Here is a 5,646-nt window from a genome sequence, read left to right as displayed (position 1 = left end):
CCCCTTTCTGGGCGCTGTTTGTCGTTTGCAGAGCGCGAAGAGATCGCACTCTCCCGAGCGCAACAACTCGGCATCCGTGAGATTGCACGCCGACTGGGTCGGGCGGCGTCCACGATTTCACGTGAGGTCCAGCGCAACGCCGCCACCCGTGGCGGCGGTCTAGCCTACCGAGCCACCACCGCACAATGGCACGCCGAACGTGCCGCCCGGCGTCCAAAGCCCGCGAAATTGGCGGTCAACAAGGTGCTGAAAACGTATGTCGAAGATCGTTTGTCAGGTATGTTGGTCTTTGCCACTGGCACGCCGATTCCTGGACCAACAGTGCTTTGGAAAGGCCGCCGTCATGGGCGGCGACAAGATCGTCGCTGGACAACGGCATGGAGTCCAGAGCAAATCGCCCAGCGCTTGCGGCTCGACTTCCCAGATGACGCCACCATGCGCATCAGTCACGAGGCCATTTACCAGGCGCTGTATATCGAAGGTCGTGGCACGTTGGGCCGCGACTTAACTGCCTGCCTCCGGATGGGCCGAACCCTGCGCGTGCCGCGGGCACGCCGGTGCAGCCCCGGCAAAACGTTTGTCGTTCCCGAGGTCATGCTCAAGGCGCGTACAGAGGAAGTGACGAACCGGGAAGTGCCCGGACACTGGGAGGGGGATCTCATCCTCGGGTTGGGCAGCTCATCTATAGGCACACTTGTGGAGCGCACCACGCGCTTCACCCTCTTGCTTCACTTGCCCCAGATGCCGGAACATGGTCTGGAGTCACCGGTGAAGAACGGGCCAGCCCTGGCTGGCCACGGTGCTCAGGCCGTTCGGGAAGCCATTGCCCGGATGATCACCACCGTGCCCCCCCAGCTCCGCCGCTCACTGACTTGGGATCAGGGTGCGGAAATGAGTCAGCATGAACAACTGCACCTGGAAACGGGGGTGGGCATCTATTTCTGCGAACCGCGAAGCCCTTGGCAGAGAGGAACAAACGAAAATACCAATGGCCTCTTACGCCAATACTTTCCGAAAGGCACGGATTTGAGCCTGCACAGCGCAGACGACTTAGAGGCTGTAGCGAAGACGCTAAATGCCAGACCCCGCAAAGTTCTGGGGTGGCAGACCCCTCATGAGGCCTTTGAACGCGCACTACACGGGGTTGACACTGCTGTTGCGATGACCGCTTGAATCCACCCAGTACACGAGTCATTCGTTTCAAGCTGCACTGGTTCAGATTCGGGCGCGGTGCAGTATGAGTCGCAAAGGGGAACGCTGGGACAACGCCGTTGTGGAGAGCTTTTTCAGCTCCCTAAAACGGGAGCTGTTCGACGAGACGATCTTCGAAACCCGAGCGGTTGCCAGGCAAGCCATTTTCGAGTTCATTGAGGTGTTTTACAACCGCCAGCGCCGCCACTCGTCTCTGGGCTACTTAACACCCGCCGACTTCGAACGCCAAGCTACAGCCGCTTAACCTCAACTACGCAAAATCGGGGCAAGCCCACATTAACGTGCTGGAGGGGATGATCGGGATGAGCGTTTCTCGATCGTTTGGGCAAGCCTTGGGCTTGCCGCAGCCGCTGAAGATAAATGCCCACAGCGGTCCGTTGGCCCTGATATCCCAGGGTCTGTAATTCTGCAAACAAGATAGGTCCTGTTCGACAGCCTTCATTCCAGCGTTGAATCAGATGCGCTTTGTAAGGGTCAAGTTTCCGGGCTCGGCGCGTGAATTCTGGAAACGCATCGGCCTGGATCGCCCGACGGACGCTGCGGCGATCAATCCCAAGCTGACGAGCGATCGCGCTGATCGTCCAACCCTGATCGTCCAACCCTGAGCGTGCCACGCTTTGATCTGCTCGTAGCGTTCAATCCTTCGCTGTCTCCGGGTTTTCGATGATATGGTCGGCAACCCCGGCGGCACCAGGAGTGCTGCGGTGAGGGGCATAACTGGGTTGCAACTGAGGTCATGAACCGCGAGCAGCGGGGCGACCGGAAGGGGGGTCGCCCCTTCCGGCACCAGGACCGTTTCCAGCGCCATTCTGGATTGACCGAAGACTTTTTCAAGCGCCCCAGTCAGGTTCTGCATCAGGTGAAAGCGGTCAAGCACCTGCTGGGCCTGCGGTGCGCCGCCACTCACCCCATCGGCAAAGGCTTTGTATCGGTCACGGGTTACGATCTCAACCCCTGGGTGAGCCTCCAACCACACGTGAAGCGTCGTTGCTTTGCGATCAGCGAGCAGAGCGACGGGTCGCCGTGTTTCGAGATCGACCAGAATCGTCCCGTACCGCTGCCGTTTCCGCATCGCCCAATCGTCAATGTCAAGAACCCGAGGCGTCGTGAAGATGGGGCAGGGCACCGAACGGACCAAGCGCAGCAGCGTACTGCGACTCACCGACGTGCGTTGCTTTACCGCGAGGCGAGCACCAGCAGCTCCACCCAAGGCCAGACCAAGCTGACGCTGACCTTCGGCGAGCCGCAGCGTTCGTCTGGCCCAGGGAGCGACCATTATCGGGAGTCGTTGGCAGAAGACCTGTTGAGGGCAATCTGGCATGCGGCACCGGTATTTATGTGCGGTGATTGACAGATGTACCGTCCATTCACCCCACGGCAGGTCTTTGACCTGCCGCACATAATGACTGTGTAGCGCACGGGAGTTGATCTGACATCGCGGACACGGACTGCCAATATCGTTGATCTCGATATGGAGGTGAACTTCCTGCTGAGAAGCATCAAAGTATGGTGAGTTCAGCGTCAAGCCAGGACAATCGGGGAGCAAATGCAGTGCGGTCTCCATACCAAAGTGTCAGGCTAATCACCTGTCAACTGCATGGCGGGCCCGTAGCACCAAAAGTGGGTAAGACCCGCTGAAATATGAGTTCGTCTTCCGTGAGGAGTTCCGTAAGATTCAGGAATTACGGGATGGAGCCGACAGATTTTTGGGCTGGTACAACCGCATTCGGCTGCACTCCACCTTGGGCTATGCCTGTTCCTGGGCTAAACTGCTTGAGACGGCAAAGGCTCGCAACGCCGCTTGAAGGATTTCATGGAGCATTACCCCTTCCAGGGGATGGGAGCCTTCAAGTTCCGGGGGGCGTACAACGCGCTCGCGCAGTTCACGCCAGAGCAGCGCCGTCTAGGTGTGGTGGCGTTCTCATCGGGCAACCACGCCAAGGGAATTGCGCTGGCAGCAAAATTGCTCGGCATCCCGGCGGTTATTGTGACGCCAGCCGACGCCCCCACCATCAAGCTTGAGGCCACCCGGGGGCACGGTGCAGAGGTGGTGCTGTACGACCGCGCCACCGAGGACCGGGAGGCCATCGGCCAGCGCCTCGCTCACGAGCGTGGCTTAACCCTGGTTCCGCCCTACGATCACCTGCAGGTGATGGCGGATCAAGGCACGGTCGCCAAGGAATTGTTCGAGGAGGTCGGTCCTCTTGACATCCTGCTCGTTCCACTCGGCGTCGACGGACTGGCCTTCATTTCCAGTCTGCTGCCGGTGGATCCTGCTGGTAACACGCTTGCCGACGAACCGTTCAAGGTTCAGGTGGCGCAGGTCTTCCACAACTTGGACGAGGTGCTGACAGGCTGCGTGAGCAGCCGCCGTCAGCTGGCACAGGTTCGGGTCTACCTGACAGACGTTGGGCTCTGGGGACAGTTCAACGCCCTTTATGCCAATTGGATGGGTGACCACCGACCGGCCCGGTGTATCGTGCCCGTCCCAGCCCTTCATTTCGGTGTCGCCCTCGAACTCGAGGCGGTCGCGCAGGTATCCGTTCCCGCAGCTCAAAAGGAGTAAGCGTGATTATGAAAACAGAGTAATAGGAGTAACCGAAAACTTGACTCAACAGAATTGTTCCGGATTGTAAAAGAGCCAAAGATAAGGAAATTATTTCAAGCTCACGTTTTTATACCGCAGGATACCGTCAGGGCTGGGCTTGAGACCGCTCAGGTTTTTCGTCACACCGTAGAGCAGGTTCTGGTGGTACACCCAGATGTAGGGCATGTCGTCGAGAACCTTACCGAGCGCCACGTTGTAGGTGGCCTTGCGGGCGCTCATGGCACTTTGCAGCCTGGCCTTAGCGAGCAGGGCGTCAACATCTTTGTTGCTGTAGCGCCCGTAGTTGTACGCTCCGCCCGTTCGCACCCAGTCATAGATGTTGCCGTCAGGGTCCACCCGGCCGCTCCAGTTCAGCAACGCCGCGTCGAAGTTGTAGGTCGTGGCGCGGCTGCTCAGAGCGCCACTCTCAAGCAGTTCGATTTTCATGTTGATACCGGCTTGGGCCATCATTGCCTGGTACACTTGCGTAAGCAGGGTGGTCACAGTGCCCGTCCCAGCGATCATGGTGAAGGTGAGGTTACTCTGCCCAGCTTGCTGCAATTTCTTTTTGGCTTCGGCGATGTTCTGAACAGGAACCTTGATGCTGGTGCTGTTGGCGGGCGTTCCAGGCGGAAACGGCCCTGCTGACGGTTTGGCGAGATCGCGAAAGACAACGCTGCTCACGGCGCTACGGTCAATTGCTGCCGCCACGGCCTGCCGGACGAGTTTGTTGTTGAAGGGCGGGCGGGTCGTGTTGAGCCAGATGCCCTGAAATCCCAAGGTGGGAATATCAAGAACCTCAAAGCGGGTATTGGCCTCGAGTTTGGTGACATCTTTGGCGTCTAGAACAATCACCTGTGCGCCGCCTGAGAGCAGGTTGGCGTAGCGCACGTCCCCATCGGCGAAGGGACGGAAGACGAGCTTATCGATTTTGGGCGCGCCGTCCCAGTAGTCATCGAAGGCGTTCAGGGTGATGTTATCCTGCGCCACGCGGTTAACGAACTTGAATGGACCGCTGCCCACCGGAACGCGGCCAAAGTCAGCGCCTGCTGCTTTGGCCGCCGTCGGAGAAACGATCATGCCAGCGCGGTCAGCCAGAATGGAGAGCAGCGGTCCGAACGGCGCGCTCAGATCGAGGCGGACGGTGGTGGGATTGACCACCGTCACACTCTTGACGGCCGCCAACTCGTTTTTTCTCGAACTGCCGTCGAGCGTCATGTTGCGCTCCAACGAATACTTGACGGCCGCCGCGTCGAGAGGCGTGCCGTCGTGGAACTTGATGCCGCTACGAAGCGTCAGGGTATAAGTCAGGCCGTCTTTGCTGATTTTCCAGCTTTTAGCAACGGAAGGAACAATTTTCAGATTGTCGTCTACGTCAACCAAGCGGTCAAATATCTGGTAAAGCACTTGACGTTCTACAGCCGCAGCCGACAGCGCCGGATCGAGCTTGACTACATCGGAGTCCAGACCCACCGTCAGGGTCTGGGCCGCGGCCTGAGCGATAAAAGTTAAGGTCAGCAGGGCAGTGAACATTTTGGCACTACGCATCATTTGGCTCCTCGGAGAGCTTGGAACGAAACAGTCGGCGGGCAAGCCTTCAATGGGCGAGCCGATCCACTCGGTCAGATGTTCACAGGCGAGCCTCAGTTCCGGCGAAGCGGGAGGTGCCCTACAGCGAAGCAACTACAGTCTAACGTATAAGTCAAGTTTTCCCTTGGACCTTGCCTCACTGAGAAGAGGTGGTGTAAGTGCGCTTAGCTCGACTTTGGCCATTGACAGGGGGAGCAGCTTGCTGCTCCCCCTGTCAAACTTGGGCATGACACTCCTTCCGAAGTGGTTCACGGGGG

General features: G+C 58.7%; 5 protein-coding genes and 2 pseudogenes. 4 read left to right on the top strand and 3 right to left on the bottom strand.

Annotated elements, in window-relative coordinates; translation table 11 throughout:
• The coding region (locus tag FNU79_RS18610; RefSeq protein ID WP_143722287.1) for an IS30 family transposase at positions 1–1,173 on the top strand (1,173 nt) is incomplete at its 5' end.
• A gap of 4 nt (positions 1,174–1,177) precedes the next feature.
• Positions 1,178–1,456: pseudogene (locus FNU79_RS18605) on the top strand (integrase core domain-containing protein); the annotation flags it as partial.
• Here FNU79_RS18605 and FNU79_RS19865 read toward each other — a convergent pair.
• Entirely contained in the window at positions 1,443–1,826 is a 384-nt protein-coding gene (locus FNU79_RS19865) for a helix-turn-helix domain-containing protein (RefSeq protein ID WP_143722286.1), read from the bottom strand. The pseudogene FNU79_RS18605 and the gene FNU79_RS19865 overlap by 14 nt on opposite strands.
• Before the next feature lie 260 nt (positions 1,827–2,086).
• Positions 2,087–2,776: pseudogene (locus FNU79_RS19860) on the bottom strand (ISL3 family transposase); the annotation flags it as partial.
• 70 nt (positions 2,777–2,846) lie between these two features.
• Here FNU79_RS19860 and FNU79_RS19855 point away from each other — a divergent pair.
• Positions 2,847–3,017, top strand: a complete 171-nt coding sequence (locus FNU79_RS19855) for an integrase core domain-containing protein (protein WP_143722289.1) — start codon at positions 2,847–2,849, stop codon at positions 3,015–3,017.
• Positions 3,018–3,025: 8 nt separating this feature from the next.
• Entirely contained in the window at positions 3,026–3,778 is a 753-nt protein-coding gene (locus FNU79_RS18585; RefSeq protein WP_143722284.1) for a pyridoxal-phosphate dependent enzyme, read from the top strand.
• A gap of 90 nt (positions 3,779–3,868) precedes the next feature.
• Here FNU79_RS18585 and FNU79_RS18580 read toward each other — a convergent pair whose 3' ends face one another.
• Positions 3,869–5,350, bottom strand: a complete 1,482-nt coding sequence (locus FNU79_RS18580; RefSeq protein WP_225430193.1) for an ABC transporter substrate-binding protein — start codon at positions 5,348–5,350, stop codon at positions 3,869–3,871.
• Between the last annotated feature and the right edge of the window lie 296 nt (positions 5,351–5,646).

Source organism: Deinococcus detaillensis, from assembly GCF_007280555.1.
Taxonomy (GTDB): Bacteria; Deinococcota; Deinococci; order Deinococcales; family Deinococcaceae; genus Deinococcus; species Deinococcus detaillensis.
This window is presented reverse-complemented; position numbering and strand designations above follow the sequence as displayed.